Below are 17545 nucleotides of genomic sequence, written 5' to 3' on the forward strand. Positions count from 1 at the left end.
GCCCGGGCGTTCCACAGGCCCAGCGGGGTCAGCCGGTAGGTGTGCACGTGCTCGGGCGCGCGCTCCAGCTCCGCGAACGGGGCGATCGCGCGGCGGCAGGCCTCGGCCTGGTCGTGGTCGACCTCGAGCAGGAGGGTCTTGTCGCTCTGGACGATCAGGGGTCCGTCGGTCATGCGGTGCCCGCCTCCCGGGGGTCGTCGGTTGCTGGGTCGTCGTCGGCGGGCGGCTCGGTGCCCGCCGCGTCGACCGGGGTGACCGCGGCGACGCGGTGGGCCGCGACCACGATCTCGGCGTCCCGGGCGGTGTCCACCACGCGCACCCGTCCGCCGTCGACCCGGACCGGCACGACTCGCCGCCGCTCCAGGGCGCCGCGCGAGCCGACCACGTCCAGCCACACCTCGGTGTGCCCGGCGGCCGCCTCGCGCAGCAGCCCCAACGCCTCGGCGGGGTCGGCTGTTCCCGCGGACGGGCGCGGGCCGTTCCGGGTCGCGCCCGGGCGGCCGGCGCGCGCGGCCGCGGTGGCGGCGGCCACGCCCGAGGCGCGGTCGCGCAGCGTGGGGGAGCCGTCGGCGCGCGCCGGCGCAGCGGCCCCGGCGGCCTCCGCCGCCGCGCCCCGCACCACCGCGCCCGCACCGCCGGTCGACCCGCCCGCGGCCCGGGCCTCCTCGGCGCGGCGCAGCACGCCCACCAGGGCCGCCGCCCGCTCGGCCGGGGGCTGCGCCCCGCGTGCGCCGTCCTCCGGGGCGAACCGCGGCCGTGCGGCGGCCACCCGCCGCACCGTGGGGGCGGCGTGCAGCACCTGCCCGTCCGGCGTCTCGGCGACCGGCGCCAGCCCGTGCGCCCGCAGCGCGGCGAGCAGCTCGTGCAGCGGCGCCTGGGCGGCGAGCACCGTGGGCGCGAGCCGGACCAGCCCGAGGTCGGCGTGCCGGGGGTCCTCGGCGAGCCCGGCGAGCAGCGCCGGGTCCTCGGTGCGCACGTAGGAGGACGCCGCGCCGGTGCGCAGCCGCCCGTGCCGGCGCGCGGCGTCCCGCACCAGGTACTCCAGCGGCTGGGGCACCCCGCCCCGGGCGTGCGCGGCGAGGTCGGCGAGCAGGTCGTCCGCGGTGGACCCGGCGTCCAGCGCGTCCCGGACCGACTCCGGCGTGAACCGGACGGTCACCGCGCCGCCGCGGGACTCCACCCGCGCGGAGGCGTCGAGCAGCGCCTCGAGCTCCTGGCTCGGCCGCCCCGGGACGATGCCGGTGAGGTCGGCCTGGAGCAGCAGGTCGTCGACGGCGGGCGGCAGCGCGGCGCCGAGGCCCGCGGCCAGCGCGGGTCGCGGGTCGGCGTCCGGGTCGAGCAGCGCGCGGCCCGCGACGGGTAGCGCGCCCGCGCCGAGCACGCCGAGCCAGCCCGCCTCGCGCAGCACCGTGGCGACCGCGTCCAGCGGCGGCACGGACCGCGGCGTCCGCCAGGCCAGGCCCGCGCGCACCGCGGCGGCGTCGGGGGCCGCGCCCGGCCCGGCGTCGGCGAGCAGCCCGAGCACCGCGTGCCGCAGCCGGGGCGCCCACGGCCGGCCGAGCTCCGGGCCCAGCGCGGGGCGGACCGAGCCGCGCTCGTCGCGCGTGCCCACCAGGGCGGGCCACCGGGGGGTCGCGGCCCACCACGCCGCGAGCCGGGCCCACCGGTCGGCGAGGTCGAGCGCGAGCCACTCGTCGGCGAGGGTGGTCGGCACGTGGTGCGGCGACTCCTCGCCGTCGTCGCGGACCAGGCTGCCGACGCCGGCGAGCTCGACGACGAACGCCGCCTCCTGCTCGGTGACCTCCAGGGCGCTCGCGGTGCGGCGCAGGTCGCGCACGCCGAGCCCGCCGGCGCGCAGCACCGGGGGCGGGGCCTGGCCCCACAGCCGCAGCAGCCCGGCGACCAGCCGGACGGCGCGCTCGGCGGCGCTCGCGTGCTCGGCCTCGACCAGCGACGCGTCCCGGCGCGGCAGGTCCTCCGGCGCGGGCGGCGTCGCCGGGGCGCGGTGCGTGCGGCCGTCGCGCAGCGCGAGCGCGACCGTGCGGGGGAGGACCACGTGCCGCTCGTCGGCCCGCACCAGCAGGCCGGCGCGGACCAGCTCCGTGACGGCCTCGGCGGCGGGCCCGGCCGCGGGGCGCACGCCCACCGGCGGCCCCCAGGTCAGCGCGTCGAGCACGGCGCGGCCGGCGGCGGGCGCGTCGGCCAGCAGGCCGGGGACGGCGGCGGGGTCGGGGTCGTGCGGCGCGGGGGCGGCCAGGCCGGCGGTCGCCGGGCCGAGGAGCTCGGCGACGCCCGGCGCGGGGCGCAGCACGGGGTCGACGGCCCGCCCGCCCGCGGGGTGCACCAGGGCCAGGTCGGCGGCGGTGGCCAGCGCGGCGCGGACCGCGGGGGCGTCCGCGCGCCCGGCGCCGACCGCGGCCACGACGTCCTTCGCGCGCACCCCGGTCGCCGGGTCGGTGGACCCCGCCAGCAGCGCGACGACGGCCTCGACCGCCTGGAGCACCGCGGCGTCCACGCCCGCGAGCGCGCGCTCGAGGCTCGGCCGGCTGGTGGCGCGGGCGGCGAGGGAGGCGAGCGTGGCGGGCGACGGGTGCGCCAGGTCGGGGCGCCGCAGCAGCAGGCGCACCAGCTCGTCGTCCGACCTGCCGCGCAGGTGCTCGCTGAACGTGGCCATCCGCACCACGATACGTTCCGGCGGGTCCGGCGCGGGGCCGGGTCCGCCGGGGCGAGCCGCCGGGAGGCAGCGATGGCACGGGTGCGCAGGACACGGGTCGTGGTGGCGAGCACCGCGGGGATCTTCGTCGAGTCGCTCGACTGGACGATGTACGCGCTGCTCGCGCCGTACTTCGCCGGGCAGGTGTTCCCGGGCGGCGACCCGGTGACGCGGGTGCTGGGCGCGTACGTCGTGTTCGCGGTCGGCTTCGTGGTCCGGCCGCTCGGGTCGTACGTGATGGGCCGGATCACCGACACCCGCGGGCGGCGCACCGGCCTGCTGGCGTCGGTGTCGCTCATCGCCGTCGGCGCCGCGGTCATCGCGGCCGCCCCGACCTACGCCGTCGCCGGCTGGTGGGCCGCGGTCGTGGTCGTGCTGGCCCGGATGCTGCAGGGCATCGCGATGGGCGGGGAGGTCGCGACCGCCGCGACCTACGTCGTCGAGGTCGCGCCGCCCGAGCGCCGGCACCGGTACGGCGCGTTCGCCTACTCCGGCGACGCGCTCGGCACGCTCGGCGGCACCGTCGTGCTCGCGGTGCTGCTCGGCGTCCTCGGGCCCGACGGGCTGCGCGACGGCGGCTGGCGGATCGCGTTCGTGATCGCGGCGCTGTGCGGGCTGCTGGCGCTGTGGATCCGGCGCGGGGTGCCGGAGTCGGAGGTGTTCGAGCGGGCGCGGGACGCCGGCGTCGAGCCGGCGGGACCCCTGCTGCGCCGGCACGCGGGGCGGATGGCGCTCGCGTTCATGCTGACCATCGGGTCGACCATGGGCGTGTACTTCGGGTCGGTGTACCTGCCCGAGTTCGCCGGGCACACCGGGCGGTACACCGAGACCCAGGCCGCGTCGCAGCACACCGTGGCGCTGATCTGCCTGCTGGTCGCGATGATCGCCTCCGGGTTCCTCGCCGACCGGTTCGGGCCGCTGGTGCTCATCCGCACCGGGTTCACCGCGGCGGCGGTGCTGGTGGTGCCGCTGATGCTCGGGCTGGCAGCCGGCGCGGTGCCGTACCTGGTGGCCGCGCCGCTGTTCACGATCTGCGTCGGCCTGCAGCTCGGCGTCACGCCCGTCGCCGGCGCGCGGCTGTTCCCGGTGCCGATCCGGGCGGTCGCGCTGGGCGTCCCCGCGGGCGCCGCCATCGCCCTGTTCGGCGGTACGTTCCTGTTCGTGGCCGAGTGGCTGATCTCCCGCGACGCGCTGCGCCTGGTCCCGGTGTGGGCCGCGGCGGGGCTGACGGTGTCCGCCGTCGGCTCGTGGCTGGTGAGCGAGCGGCTGCTCTACCCCGTCGAGACGCTCGCGGGGACCCGGGCCGAGCCGTCCGCGGCACCCGGCCCCGCCGGGACGCCCGCCGCCGCACCGCACACCTCGGAGGTCTGACATGCCGCTCGACCGCTCCGCCCTGGACGCCCTGCGCGCCGACGCGCGGGCGCTGCTGCCCGAGACCGCCGCGCTCCGGCACGCGCTGCACCGCACGCCCGAGATCGGGCTGGACCTGCCGCGCACCCAGGCGCTCGTGCTCGGGGCGCTGGAGCCGCTCGGGCTGGAGGTGCGCACCGGCGCCGGGCTGTCGTCGGTCGTCGCCGTGCTCCGCGGCGCGCGCCCCGGCCCCGCGGTGCTGCTGCGGGCCGACATGGACGCGCTGCCGGTGACCGAGGAGACCGGCGAGCCGTTCGCGAGCGAGGTGCCCGGCGCCATGCACGCGTGCGGCCACGACCTGCACGTCGCCGGGCTGGTCGCCGCCGCCCGGCTGCTGGCCGCCCGGCGCGACGAGATCGCGGGCTCCGTCGTCCTGATGTTCCAGCCCGGCGAGGAGGGCGACCACGGCGCCCGGCTGATGCTCGACGAGGGCGTGCTGGACGCCGCGGGGGAGCGGGTGGTCGCCGCGTACGGCCTGCACTTGCTGTCGTCGATCCTGCCCACCGGCGCGATCACGAGCCGGCCGGGCACGCTGCTCGCCGCCGCGGACACCGTGCACGTCACGGTGCACGGGCGGGGCGGGCACGGCTCCATGCCGCACCTCGCGCAGGACCCGGTGCCGGTCGCCGCCGAGATCGTGCTCGCGCTGCAGGCGATGGTCACCCGGCAGTTCGACGTCTTCGACCCGGTCGTGGTGACCGTCGGGCGGATCGAGGCCGGGACCACGGACAACGTCATCCCGGCGGACGCCCGGATCGAGGCCACCGTCCGGACGTTCTCCGAGGCGGTGCACGGCGTCGTGCCCGAGCGGGTCACCCGGGTCTGCGAGGGCGTCGCCGCCGCGCACGGGCTGTCCGTGACCGTCGACTACCAGCGCGGCTACCCGGTCACGTCGAACACGCCGGGGGAGGTCGACCGGCTCGCGCGGCTCGCCGCCGGCCTGTTCGGCGAGCGGTCCTACGTCACGGCGCCGCAGCCGCTGGCCGGCTCGGAGGACTTCTCCTACGTCCTGCAGGAGGTGCCCGGGACCTACCTCGGGGTCGGGGCGACGCCGGCCGACGCCGACCCGCGCACCGCGCCGTACAACCACTCCGCGCAGGCGCGGTTCGAGGACGGCGCGCTCGCGGTCGGGCCCGCGGTGCTCGCGGCGCTGGCGCTGGACCGGCTCGCGGAGGGGTGAGGCGCGGGCCCGCGCAGGCACCCGGGCGGGGGACGGTCCCCGCCTGATCTGCGGCTCCACCCGCGCGAGCGCTCAGGTCCGCCTCACCTGTGCCGATGACAGGTGTCGACGCGCCCGCCGACGGACGTGCTGCGCGCTCGAGCGGAAGGGACACGCATGTCGATCACGGCGGGGCACCTGCCCCCGGCCACGCGCGAGGTGTGCGTGGCGCGCCAGGGCATCTACGACGTGCTGAGCCGGCCCATCGGGCACGAGCTGCTGTTCCGGGCCAGCCCGGACGCCCTCGAGTCCGGCGTCCGTCCCGGCGTCGACGACAACCGCGCCACCGCGACCGTCATCGTCGCGACGCTCACGGAGTTCGGCGTCGAGGACCTGGCGGGCAACGGCGACCTGTTCGTCAACGTCCCCCGGTCGTTCATCGTCGACGAGCTGCCGGTCGCGCTCGACCCGCACCGCGTCGTGCTGGAGGTGCTCGAGAACGTCCCCGCCGACGAGGAGGTGGTCGCGGGCGTCGAGCGGCTGCGCCGGCTCGGGTTCGGCATCGCGCTGGACGACTTCGTGCCCGGCGACCAGCGCTGGGACCTGCTCCCGCTGTGCGACTACGTCAAGGTCGACATGTCCGACGTGGGCGACCGGCTCGCCGACTTCGCGGACGAGCTCCGCGCGGTCGCCCCGCACGCCGCGCTGGTGGCGGAGCACGTCGAGGACGAGGCCGACTTCCTCGCCGCCCAGGACGCGGGCTTCGACCTGTTCCAGGGCTACCACTTCCGCCGGCCGACGGTCCTGACCCGGCCGGCGCTCGCGCACCACGCGATGGTCGCCGGCCGGCTGCTCGTGCAGCTCGGCGACCCGCAGGTGTCCTACCGCCGGCTGGCCCGGCTCACCGCCGCCGACCCCGCGATCGCGCTCAAGGTGTTCCGGGTCGTGAACTCGGTGTCCGGCGCCGGGCGCACCGTGCGCAACCTGCACCAGGCGCTCGTGCTGCTCGGGCGGGAGCGGTTCCGCGCGATGCTCGTGCTGGAGGTGCTCGCGACCGCGGGCCACCACGACGACGAGATCCCGCTCATGGCGCTCGCCCGCACCCGCGCCGCCGAGATCCTCGCGCCGCAGGACCCGCTGGAGGCGTCCACCGAGGCGCTGGTCCGCATCGTGTCCGAGCTGCTCGACGTGCCCGTGGCCGAGCTGGACCCGGAGCTGCACCGGTCGCAGCCGAGCGCCCGGGTGGTCGCGGCGTGCGACGTGCTCGACGCGTACCTGGACGCCATCGCGGAGGAGGCGGTGCCGTCGATCCGGTCGCCCTACTCCGCGCTGCACGTCTCGCTCGTCTACCTGACCGCGCTCCGCGAGGCACGGGCCCTGCTCGCGACCGTCTACCAGCCCGTGCCGCGGCTGCAGGCGGTGCCGGGCGGGGTCCAGGACGTCGCGTACGGCTGAGCCGGGTCGCGCGCGGCGCCGCGCGTCCGTGGGGGGTTCGCCGGCGGCGGAGCGGCGCGCTGCGCGGGCGGTGCGACCGGTAGCCTGGTGACGTGCGGCGCGACGCCGCGCGAGTTCCGACGAGCACAGGGGATCGCAGTGCCCACCGGCAAGGTCAAGTGGTTCGACACCGATCGCGGCTTCGGCTTCATCGCCGCCGACGACGGCACCGAGGTGTTCCTGCACGCGTCCGCGCTGCCCGCGGGGATCGGCACGCCCAAGCCCGGCACCCGGGTGGACTTCGGCGTGGCCGACGGCCGCCGCGGCCCGCAGGCGCTCGCGGTCAAGCTGCTCGACCCGGTGCCCTCGGTCGCCGCCGTCCAGCGCAAGCCCGCCGACGACATGGCCGTCATCGTCGAGGACCTCATCAAGGTGCTCGACCGGGTCGGCAACGACCTGCGCCGCGGCCGCCGCCCGGAGAAGTCCCGCGCCGAGCAGGTCGCCACCCTGCTGCGCGCCGTCGCCGACGACCTCGAGGCCTGAGCATGGCGACCGCGACCCAGGACGCCGTGCTCGGCGGCGCCGTCGACCTCGCCCGCGAGGCCGCGCTCGAGCTCGCCGAGCACCCCCAGGACGTCGGCGAGCACCTCGGCTACACCGTGGACGCCGACCGGCTCGTCTCGCACCGGTTCGCCTGCACGGCCAAGGGCTACCGCGGCTGGGTGTGGACCGTGACGCTGTCCCGGGTGCCGCGCGCCCGCAGGGCGACGGTCTGCGAGGCCGTGCTGCTGCCCGGCGACGACGCGGTCCTCGCGCCCGCGTGGGTGCCGTGGGACGAGCGGCTGCGCCCCGGCGACGTCGGCGCCGGCGACGTGCTGCCGTTCCGCGCGGACGACCCGCGCCTGGAGCCCGGCTTCACCCCGACCGGCGACCCCGAGGTCGACGACGTCGCGATCGGCGAGCTCGCGCTCGCCCGCAACCGGGTGCTGTCGCCCGTGGGGATCGCCGAGGCCGCCGAGCGCTGGTACCGGTCCAAGCAGGGCCCCGCGTCCGCGGGCTCCGTGGCGTCCGCCGAGCCGTGCATGACCTGCGGGTTCCTGGTGCCGCTGCAGGGCGCGCTGGGCACCGTGTTCGGCGTGTGCGTGAACGCGTGGTCGCCGGACGACGGGAAGGTCGTCGCGCTGGAGCACGGCTGCGGCGCGCACTCCGAGACCGACGTCGAGCCGCGGCCGTCCGAGTGGCCGGACGTGCCGGTCGCGCGCGAGCTGGACGTGCTGCCGACGGCGGAGGTCGTCGGGGGCGCGGCGGGCGGTGCGGCGGCGGACGTGGCGCCGGCGGGCGTCGGCGGTGCGGCGGCCGGGGGCGACGCGGCCGAGCCGGCCGTGGTCGTCGAGGCGACCGTCGAGCAGGTCACGGTCGAGGTCGAGGTGCTCGCCGGGCAGGACGACGCCGGGGCGGCCGGGGACGCCGGGGCGGCCGAGGACGCCGGGGCCCAGGACGCGGGGACCGAGGACGCCGTGGTCGCGGACGCGGCCGTGGACGCGCCGGCGGAGGACGAGCCCCGGTCGTGACCGCCGACGTCTTCGGCACGCGCGCGCTGCGCGAGCGGGTGCTGGGGACGTGGCGCGCCGACCCGGCGCGCCTGCGCGAGGACGCGAACACCGAGGAGGACCACGCCCGCGGGTACTACCGCGACCGGGTGGTGGTCGAGCTCGCGCAGAACGCCGCCGACGCGGCGGTGCGCGCGGGGACGCCGGGGCGGCTGCTGCTGCGGCTGACGACGGCGGGCGCGGACGACGGCGACGCAGGCGGCGACGCGCGGCCCGACGACGGCGCGGGCGGGCCCGGCGACGGCGCGGGCGGGCCCGACGACGGCGCGGGCGAGCCCGGCGAGCGCGCCCCCGCCCCCGGCGGGGTGGTGCTGGTCGCCGCCAACACGGGCGCCCCGCTCGACGCCGCGGGCGTGCACTCGATGGCGGCCATGCGCGCGTCCGCCACCCGGGACTGGCCGGGGCGCGACGGCGCCGCACCCGGGCCGGGCCTGGTCGGCCGGTTCGGCGTGGGCTTCGCCGCCGTGCGGGCGGTCGCCGACGAGGTCCGGGTGCTGTCCACGTCGGGCGCGGTCCGGTTCTCGCTCGACGGCACCCGACGCGACCTGGCGCTGGCCGCGGCCGACGAGCCCCGGCTCGCCGAGGAGGTCGCCCGCCGCGAGGGGGCGCTGCCCGCGCTCCGGCTGCCCCGCGAGGACGCCGGCCGCCCGCCCGGCGGCTACGACACCGCCGTGCTGCTCGCGCTGCGCGACGACGCGGCGGTGGCCGACGTCCGGGCGATGCTCGCCGAGGTCGGCGACGCGCTGCTGCTGGCGCTGCCGGGGCTGACGGAGGTCGTCGTCGAGGACGACCTGGCCGGGCGCCGGCGCCGGGTCGCGGACGTCGACCGCCGGTGGCGGCGGCTCACCGCCGAGGGCGAGCTCGACCCCGCGCTGCTCGCGGACCGCCCCGTCGAGGAGCGGTCCCGACGCCGGTGGCGGGTGACCTGGGCGCTGCCGGCCCGCGAGGTCGTCGAGGGGTCGCCCGGCGACCTGTTCGCCGCGCTCTCCGGCCGGGCCGAGGGCGGGCCGGCGGGCGCCGCGGCGCCGTGGGAGCGGGTGCTGCACGCGCCGACGCCCACCGACGACCCGCTCGACCTGCCCGCGCTGCTCGTCGCGACCGTGCCGCTCGACCCGACCCGGCGGCGCGCCGCCCGCGGCCGCGCGACCGACGCCCTGCTCGACGTCGCCGCGGAGGCGTACGCCCGGCTCGCCGCCGCGTGCGCCGCCGACGGCGAGGACCCGCTCCGGCTGGTGCCGCGCGGGCTGCCCGCGGGCGACCTGGACGCGGCGCTGCGCGGCCGGCTGGTCGAGGCGCTGTCCCGCACGCCGCTGCTGCGTCCCGCCCGGGGCGCGCCCGCGGCGGACGGTGAGCCGGCCGGGGACCCGGCTCCGGACGCGGTCGCCGACCGCGACGACCCGGACCGCGACGACCCGGCCCCCGACGACCCCGCCGGTGCCCCCGGCCCCGACGCCCTCGTCGAGCCCCAGCGCGCCGTCGCGCTCGCCGGGCCGCACGCCCCCGAGCTCACCCGCGCCCTCGCCCCGTGGTTCGCCGGCCTCGTCGTGCTGCCCGAGGGCGGCCTCACCGCGGCCCGCGCGCTGGGCGTCGAGGTCCGCGAGGCCGCCGAGTGCGTGGAGGAGCTGCCCGCCGCGTCCGGCCTGCCGCCCGCGCGGTGGCGCGCGCTGTACGCCGCGCTCGCGCCCGCCGCGGGCGACCCGCTCGTCCGGGAGGCGCTGGCCGCGCTGCCGGTCCCGCTCGCCGACGGCCGGGTGGTGCGGGGCGCGCGCGGCCTGCTGCTGCCGGTCGCCGGCGCGCTCGACCCGGCCGGCCCGGTCGCCGGCGCGCTCGCGGTGCTCGGCCGGTGGGGAGTGCGCCTGGTGCACCCGGCCGCCGCGCACGAGGTCCTGGAGCGGCTCGGCGCCGCGCCCGCGGACCCCGCGGCCCTGCTCGCGCACCCCGGGGTGCGGCAGGCGGTGCTCGACCAGGCCGACGAGGACGACCTCGACGCCGCCGAGCAGGTCAGCGACGCCGTGCTCGCCCTCGTGCGGGCCGCGGTGGCGGACGGGGCCGTCGCGCCGGAGGGCGAGCCGGTGCCGGCCGCGCGGGCCGTCCTCGGGCTGCTCACCCTGCGCGCCGACGACGACGAGCCCACGCCCGCGCACGGCCTCGTGCTGCCCGGCTCGCCCGCCGCGCGGCTGCTCGACCCGCGGGTGCTGGCGCCGGTCGCCGCGGACGCCGTCGAGCGGTGGGGCGCCGCCGCGCTCGCCGCCGCGGGCGTCCGGGCCGACCTGGTGCCGCTCCTGCTGACCGACGTCGTGGCGTCGGCGGACGACCCGGGGCTGGGCGAGGACGACGCCGACCTCGTCACCGACGCCCTCGACGGCTGGGACGGCTGGATCGCCGAGGTCGCCGCCGCCGTGGGCGAGGGGGAGACCCTGCCCGAGGTGCTGGTGGTCGCCGATCTCGACGCCGCGGACCCGGGCGCGTGGCCGGCGGTGCTCGCCCGCCTCGCGGAGCCGGGTCCGCTGCGCCGCGCGCTGCTGGACGAGGTGCGGGTCCCGGGCGGCCGGTCGGCCCCCGGCTACACCGCGTGGTGGCTGCGGCACCGGTCCGGGCTGCCCCTGGCCGCGCCGTTCGCCGTCGCCGGCGCCGAGCCCGCCGTCGCCCGGCTGCTGCCGCCCGCGCCGGCCGAGGTCGCCGCGCTCGACCCGGTGGCGCAGGCGGCGCTCGGCGGCGTCGCCTCGCTGGCCGCGGTCCCGCCCCGCGCGTGGGACCCGCTGCTGCGCGCCGCCGCGCCGGTCGGCGGCCGGGTCGACCTCGGCCTCGCCGCCGCGGTCTGGGCGGCCTGGGCCGGGCTCGCCGCGGCCGCGGGGGCCGCCGACGCGGGCGCGGACCCGCTGCCGGACCTCGACGTGCTGCCGGCGCTGGTCGCGCCCGACCGGGTCGCCCTGGTGCACGCCGGGGACGCGGCCGTCGCCCCGGCGCCGATGTGGTGGCAGCGGGCCGACGTCGCCGCGATGGTGCCCCTGTCCGGGCGGGCCGACCCCGAGGACCTGGCCGAGGTGCTCGGCGTCCCGCTGGCCGGCGACCTCGCGGACGGCGTGGTCGACGAGCGGGACGGCGACGACGCGGGCGCGCTGTCCGCCACGCCGGACGCGGTGCGGGCCCTGCTGCCCGGCGCGCCGGACACCTGGATCGAGCACGAGCAGCTGCGGGTGGACGGGGTGCCCGTCGACTGGTGGGTGGACGGCGAGGGGGCGGACGCGATCGTGCACGCCACCCACCTGGCCGGGCTCGCGCGCGGGCTGGCGCAGGCGTGCGGGGCGTGGCGGCTGCGGCACGCGGTCGAGCTCGCCCTCGTGGAGCCGGCGCGCGCCGCCGAGCTCGCCGTGGAGCAGGTCGCCGACGACGGGGGCATGATGGACGGCCGATGACCCGCAGCCTGCTGACCTCGGCCTACCTGCCCGCCCTGCTCTACGAGACGGGGCTCGGCGCCGTCACCCCGGTCGTGGCGCTCGTCGCCGCGGGGATGGGCGCTCGGCTCGACCAGGCCGCGCTGGTCGTGGCGCTGGTCGGCGTCGGGCAGATCCTCGGCGACGTGCCCGCGGGCGCGCTCGCCGCCCGGGTCGGCGACCGCCGCGCGATGCTGGTCGCGGCCCTGGTCGCGTGCGTCGCGCTGACCATCGGCGCGCTGGCGCCGACGCTGCCGGTGCTCGCCGTCGGCGTCCTGCTGACCGGGGCGGCGTCCGCGGTGTTCCACCTGGCCCGGCAGGCGTACCTGACCGAGGTCGTGCCGGTGGTGAACCGGGCGCGGGCGCTGTCCACGCTGGGCGGGGTGTCGCGGATCGGGGTGTTCCTCGGGCCGTTCCTCGGCGCGGCCGTGCTGCACGTCGCGGACCTGCGGGCGGTGTTCTGGCTCGCGGTCGGCACCACCGTCGCGGCGGCGGCGGTCGTGGGGTTCGCCCGCGACGTCGACGACCGGCGCACCGCCGCGCGGGGCCGGCCCCGGGTGTCGACCGCGGGGCTCGTCCGGCGGCACCGGCGGCTGCTCGCGACGCTCGGGCTGGCGGTGGTGCTGGTCGGCGCCGTGCGGGCCACCCGCCAGGTCGTGCTGCCGCTGTGGTCCGAGCACCTGGGCTTCGCCCCGGCGACGACCAGCCTGGTGTTCGGCATCTCGGGCGCCGTCGACATGCTGCTGTTCTACCCGGCCGGGAAGGTGATGGACCGGCGCGGCCGGCTGTGGGTGGCGGTGCCGTCGATGCTGGTCCTCGGCGGCGCGATCGCGGTGCTGCCGCTGACGTCGACGCTCGCCGGGCTGACCGTGGTGGCGATGGTCATGGGGTTCGGCAACGGCATCGGCTCCGGCATCCTCATGACCCTGGGCGCCGACGTGGCCCCGCCGGACGCCCGCGCGCAGTTCCTCGGCGTGTGGCGGGTGTTCCAGGACTCCGGCGCCGCGGCCGGCCCGCTGGTGGTCTCGGCGGTCGCCGCGGCGGGCAGCCTCGCGGCCGGGATCGTCACGATGGGCGCCGCGGGCCTGCTGGCCGCCGGCGCCCTCGCGGCCTTCGTCCCGCGCTGGTCCGAGCACGCGACCGCGGGCACCCGCGCCCGCGCGGCCGCGGCCCGCGCCGCGGCGGGGTCGCCGAGCGGGCAGTAGACGTCCCTACCAGGGGCCGGGAGGGGACATCGGCTGCCCTCTCGGCGGGGTGGGGGCTAGCGGCCCGGGCGGCGGCGGGTCCAGGCCAGGCCCAGCACGCCCAGCAGGACGCCCGTGGCGCACGCCCAGACGCCGTGCGGGCCGGCGGCGTCGGTCAGCCACAGCACGAAGGCCACGACCAGGGCCACGAGCCACGCGCCGATGCCGACCAGGAACACGGGTCGCATGCTCACCGGGACCGGCTCCGGGGCGGGCTTGCGGCTCTCCGGGCGCAGGGCGAGGTGGATGAACGACGGCACGGCCACAGCCTAGGCGGTGCGGGCCCGCGGCCCGGCCACCCGCGCCACCGCGCGACCCCCGGACCCCGCGGCCCCGCGGCCCCGCGACAGTGGAAGGTTGTGCCGGACACGCCGTCGGCGTGTCCGGCACAACCTTCCACTGTCAGAGGTGCGAGCCGGGCAGAGGTACGAGCCGGGCCGAGGCCCGAGGCCCGAGGGGCGTGGGGCCCGGGGGCTACTCGCCGAAGGCGAGGGCCGTGGCGGTCGCCAGGGCGCTCGGGACCGCCGCGAGGTAGGCGTGCGCCACGTCCCACGGCTCGAAGCCGGTGGCCGCGACCGCCGCGGTGTCGTTCTCCTCGTGCGCGAGCACGGCGGCGAGCACCTGGCCCAGCCGGCCCTCGCGCCGCAGCAGCGCCGAGCCCAGCGCGTCGGACACGCCCGTGCGGCTCACGAGCTCCGTGAGGTCGATGCCCTGCTGGGCGGCGACCGCGGACAGCAGCCCGACGGTGTACCCGGCGTCGTCCCCGGCGATCGTGTGGCAGGTCATGGCCCGGGTGAGGATCGACCACAGCGTGCCGACCGAGGCGGGCTTGGCGTCGATGAGCGACGCGATCGCCAGCGCGTGCAGCTGCCGCGGGCCGACCAGCACGACGGCCTGCAGCACCGAGTCGATCTCGCGCCGCAGCCCGAACGCCGAGGAGTTCACCAGGTGCAGCACCCGCATGGACAGCTCGGGGTCGGAGGCCACGGTCCGCACGACGGTCTGCTGGTCGACCTGGTCCTCGGACAGCACCCGCAGCAGCTCGAGGCACTGCAGCTCGCCGGCCGAGAACGACCGGCGGGTGACCGGGGGGTCGCGGTGGAACATCGGGCCCTGGAGCAGGTCGGCGCCGATGGCCTGGGCGGTCTCGAGCCGCTCGGTGGTGTCGGTGTGCTCGGCGACGACGGTCGCGCCGGCGGCGTGCGCGCGGGCCACGAGCTCGGCGCAGTGGTCGGCGCCGCGCTGCAGGTCGACCTTGACGATCTGCACGCGGTCCAGCAGCCGGTCCTGGGCGAGCGAGCCGTCGTAGTCGGCGAGCGCGAGCCGGCTGCCGCGCCCGGTGGCGGCGGCGAGCAGCTCGTCGACGTCGGGGCGCCGCGCGAGCGACGGGGTGATCTCGAGCATCAGCCGGTCGGCGTCGTACCAGACGGCCGCGGTGCCGGCGAGCAGCCCGGCGGTCGCCCGGATCAGCACCGGCTTGTCGCCGGCGAGCCCCGCCAGGTCGAGGCGCCGGTAGGCCGTCTCGACGGCGGCCTCGGTGCTCTCGTCGGGCAGGGACGCGCCGGTGGGGCCGCTGACCAGGACCCGCACGGCGTAGCCGTAGACGGACCGGTCGTGGTGCACCACGGGCTGCCGCAGGACGGTGGTCTCGCCGCCGCCGATGGGGATCGGGCTGCCGCTCGCGGCGCGCGGGGACCCGGCGTCGGCACCGAGGGTCGAGGTCATCGCGATCTCCAGGTCGGGTCGGTCGGCGGGGGAGGCGTCAGGCGGCCGGCGCGAGCGGGGCCCGCAGCGGCCAGTCCTCGGCGAGGACGGTCTGCACGGCGGCGCCGCTCGCCGGGTCGACAACCAGCGGGGCCAGCAAGTTCGCGGTCGGCGGCTCGCCGCCGCCGGCGGGGCGCACGACCACCAGCCGCACGACGTGGGCGGCGTCCGCGCCGATCGCGGCGAGCACGTCGCCGGCGATCGCCGGGGCGTAGTCCGGGAAGAACGCGTCGGGGTCGACGACGAACAGCCGGACCGGGCGCGCGCCCGCGGGCTCGGCGCGCAGCGCGTACAGCACGCCGGCGTCGTCCAGCGGGGTGAGCGTGAAGTCCTCGTACCCGGCGAGGCCCGGCATGGGCGCGCGCAGGTGCAGGTGCTCGGGCAGGTGGGTGCGACGCGGGGCGTCGGCGAGCTCAGCGGTCATCGGAGGAAGTCCAGGAGGGTCGGCTGGAGGACCTTGGCGCCGGCGGCGAGGGCGCCCTTGTAGGCGACCTCCTGCGCACCGAGGTCCAGGATGATCTGGGCGAGGTCGATGTCCTGCACCGCGCTGAGCCGCGTGGTCGCGGTCAGCGAGTTCTGCGAGATGAGGTCCTGCGCGGCGTCGATCTGGTTCTGCCGGGCGCCCACCGAGGCGACCTCGGTCGTCATCGCGTCGAGGTGGCCGTCGATCGCGTCGAGCTGGTCCGACGGGTCGCCGCCGGCGCGCAGCGTGGCGGCGATGGAGTCCAGCAGGGCGAACACGGAGTCCGCGCCCTCGCCGAACACGGCCGCGCCGGAGGAGTCGACCCGGATGTTCGTGCCGCTCGCGACCGTGCGGGTGACGGTGCCGTCGACCCCGGAGCCGGAGAACGTGTAGGCGGGGTCCGGCGCGCCGACCGGCGTGGTGCCGTCCGTGAACGCCGCGCCCGCGGTGGTGCCCGCGAACACCGAGCGCCCGAGGTACGTGGTGTTCGCCTGGGCCAGCAGGTTGTCCCGCAGGCCCTCGATCTCCTGGGCCAGCGCGATCCGCGAGTTGATGCCGAGCGCGCCGTTGCCGCCCTGGACGGTGAGGTCGCGGGCCTTGCGGAGCGTCGACAGCGACGTGGTGAGCGCGTCGTTGATCGTGGTGAGCCAGGCCTCGCCGTCCGAGGCGTTCCGGCCGTACTGCGCCAGCTGGCGCTGCTCGCCCTGCAGGCGGAGGACGTCGGCGGTGCCGGACGGGTCGTCGGACGCGGCGTTGATCTTCTTGCCGGAGGACATCTGCGCCTGCAGGTCCGCCATCTTCTGCAGGTTGGCCTGCACGTTGTTGAGCGTCGAGTTCCGCACCGTGAAGTGCGTGACGCGGCCGATCGTGGTCATCGGCCCACCACCCCCGTCCGGTTGATCAGCGTGTCGAGCATCTCGTCGACGGCCGTGAGCACCCGGGCCGCCCCCTCGTAGGCCCGCTGGAACGCGAGCATGTTCACGGTCTCCTCGTCGGTGTCGACGGAGGTCTGGGCGAGCTGGGCGGCGGACGCGGTGGACCGCGCGGCCTCGGCGACGGTGGCCCGCGACGAGGCGCTGGCCGACTGCACGCCGAGGTCGACGACGAAGGCGGCCCAGGTCGCGTCGGCGCCGGAGGTGGACTTCGCCAGCGCGGCGAGCTCCCGGCCGACGCTGCTGTCGTGCGCGCCCTTGCCGGCCCCGGCGACGGCGACGCCGGCCGGGTCGGTGATCGCGACGGCGAGGCTGCGCGCCGGGTTCGCCGGGTCGTACGTGAAGAAGGCCCCGCCCGGGGTGCCGGTCTCGTACCCGTCGATCGTGTAGCCGGTGGTGTGCACGGCGTTGACCGAGTCGGCGAGGGTCTTCGCGACCGCGTCGATCTGGGCCGCGGCGCTGGTGAGCACGCCGCCCTCGCTCTGCGGGGCGAGCGTCGTCAGCAGGCCGGCGACCCGCCCGCCCTCGATGCCGGCGGGGTTGTCGTTGCGGGCCCAGACGATCGACACGGCCGGCGCGCCGGCCTGCATCGCGTCGCCGAGCGAGGCCGGGCTGTCGGACGACACGGCCAGCTGGTTCGCGCTGCTGCCGGAGACCAGGGCGTTGCCGGCCACCATGACGTCGACGGTGCCGTCGTCGCGGGTGCGGGCGGAGGCGCCGACCAGGCCGGACAGCTGCGTGACGAGCAGGTCGCGCTGGTCCATCAGCTCGTTCGCGGAGCCGCCCGCGTTGGTGATCGCGAGGATCCGGGTGTTGAGGTCCGCGACGTTGGCCGCGGTGGTGTTGACCTGGGTCACCAGCGCCGACGTGGTGGTGAGCGCCTGCTGCCACTGGGTGCCGACGTCCTGGTGCATCGTCGACAGCCGGTCGGCCACGGCCTTGCCGCGCTGGAGCAGCACCGACCGCGCGGAGTCGGAGGTCGGGTCGTTCACGACGTCGGACCAGGAGCTCCAGAAGGACGACAGGTCCTTGGAGAAGCCGGTGGCCGTCGGCTCGCCGATCGTGGTCTCGAGCGTCTTGTACTCGGTGGCCACCGCGGCGAGCCGGGAGGCGCCGGAGGTCTCGTTGCGCACGCGGGCGTCGAGGAACGCGTCCCCGAGCCGGTCGATGCCGGTCACGGCGGTGCCGATGCCCACGCCGTTGCTGGTGGAGAACATCGACGGCACGGTGGCGGCGGGCAGGGAGGCCATCGCGGCGCGCTGCCGGGTGTACCCGACGGTGTTCGCGTTCGCGATGTTCTGCCCCGAGACCTCGAGCGCCTGGCGCTGCGCGATCAGGGAGCTGAGGGCGGTGCCCAGTCCGGAGAAGGTGCTCAACGGGTC

14 protein-coding genes are annotated in these 17545 nt (G+C 78.3%); 7 read left to right on the forward strand and 7 right to left on the reverse strand.

The window, feature by feature from the left end; translation table 11 throughout:
- On the reverse strand, positions 1–173 hold a 173-nt coding region (locus tag VER05_RS09175), incomplete at its 3' end, for a helicase-associated domain-containing protein (protein ID WP_324845104.1).
- Positions 170–2674, reverse strand: a complete 2505-nt coding sequence (locus VER05_RS09180) for a helicase-associated domain-containing protein (RefSeq protein ID WP_324845060.1) — start codon at positions 2672–2674, stop codon at positions 170–172. The genes VER05_RS09180 and VER05_RS09175, both read right to left, overlap by 4 nt.
- Before the next feature lie 99 nt (positions 2675–2773).
- Here VER05_RS09180 and VER05_RS09185 point away from each other — a divergent pair, with 99 nt between their 5' ends.
- From VER05_RS09185 to VER05_RS09215, 7 genes are all read left to right on the forward strand, one after another.
- On the forward strand, positions 2774–4084 hold the full coding sequence (locus VER05_RS09185) for an MFS transporter (RefSeq protein ID WP_324845061.1): 1311 nt from the start codon (positions 2774–2776) through the stop codon (positions 4082–4084).
- Position 4085: 1 nt separating this feature from the next.
- Positions 4086–5303, forward strand: coding sequence for a M20 family metallopeptidase (locus VER05_RS09190; protein WP_324845062.1), 1218 nt, complete (start codon positions 4086–4088; stop codon positions 5301–5303).
- 156 nt (positions 5304–5459) lie between these two features.
- Positions 5460–6737: an EAL and HDOD domain-containing protein gene (locus VER05_RS09195; protein WP_324845063.1), complete on the forward strand. Its 1278-nt coding sequence runs from the start codon at positions 5460–5462 to the stop codon at positions 6735–6737.
- A gap of 138 nt (positions 6738–6875) precedes the next feature.
- Positions 6876–7259, forward strand: coding sequence for a cold-shock protein (locus VER05_RS09200; protein ID WP_147795518.1), 384 nt, complete (start codon positions 6876–6878; stop codon positions 7257–7259).
- Between the two features lie 2 nt (positions 7260–7261).
- Positions 7262–8287, forward strand: coding sequence for a DUF3027 domain-containing protein (locus tag VER05_RS09205; protein ID WP_324845064.1), 1026 nt, complete (start codon positions 7262–7264; stop codon positions 8285–8287).
- Complete coding sequence (locus VER05_RS09210; protein WP_324845065.1) at positions 8284–11742, forward strand: ATP-binding protein; 3459 nt, start codon at positions 8284–8286, stop codon at positions 11740–11742. Before VER05_RS09205 ends, VER05_RS09210 begins: the two co-directional genes overlap by 4 nt.
- Positions 11739–12965 (forward strand): MFS transporter, encoded by a 1227-nt coding sequence (locus VER05_RS09215; RefSeq protein ID WP_324845066.1) that lies wholly within the window; start codon positions 11739–11741, stop codon positions 12963–12965. Before VER05_RS09210 ends, VER05_RS09215 begins: the two co-directional genes overlap by 4 nt.
- Positions 12966–13021: 56 nt before the next feature.
- On the opposite strand, the gene VER05_RS09220 is transcribed toward VER05_RS09215, so the two are convergent.
- The 5 genes from VER05_RS09220 to flgK all read right to left on the reverse strand — a co-directional run bounded on the left by VER05_RS09220 (position 13022) and on the right by flgK (position 17539).
- Complete coding sequence (locus tag VER05_RS09220; protein WP_324845067.1) at positions 13022–13264, reverse strand: DUF2530 domain-containing protein; 243 nt, start codon at positions 13262–13264, stop codon at positions 13022–13024.
- A 214-nt stretch (positions 13265–13478) separates the two neighbouring features.
- Positions 13479–14729, reverse strand: a complete 1251-nt coding sequence (locus tag VER05_RS09225) for an EAL and HDOD domain-containing protein (RefSeq protein ID WP_324845068.1) — start codon at positions 14727–14729, stop codon at positions 13479–13481.
- Positions 14730–14766: 37 nt separating this feature from the next.
- Entirely contained in the window at positions 14767–15192 is a 426-nt protein-coding gene (locus tag VER05_RS09230) for a flagellar assembly protein FliW (protein WP_324845069.1), read from the reverse strand.
- Positions 15189–16106 (reverse strand): flagellar hook-associated protein FlgL, encoded by a 918-nt coding sequence (gene flgL / locus VER05_RS09235; RefSeq protein ID WP_324845070.1) that lies wholly within the window; start codon positions 16104–16106, stop codon positions 15189–15191. Before flgL ends, VER05_RS09230 begins: the two co-directional genes overlap by 4 nt.
- Complete coding sequence (flgK, locus tag VER05_RS09240) at positions 16103–17539, reverse strand: flagellar hook-associated protein FlgK (RefSeq protein WP_324845071.1); 1437 nt, start codon at positions 17537–17539, stop codon at positions 16103–16105. The genes flgL and flgK overlap by 4 nt, the downstream gene beginning before the upstream one ends.
- Between the last annotated feature and the right edge of the window lie 6 nt (positions 17540–17545).

Origin of the sequence: Cellulomonas sp., from assembly GCF_035634735.1 — a bacterium.
GTDB lineage: Bacteria > Actinomycetota > Actinomycetes > Actinomycetales > Cellulomonadaceae > Cellulomonas.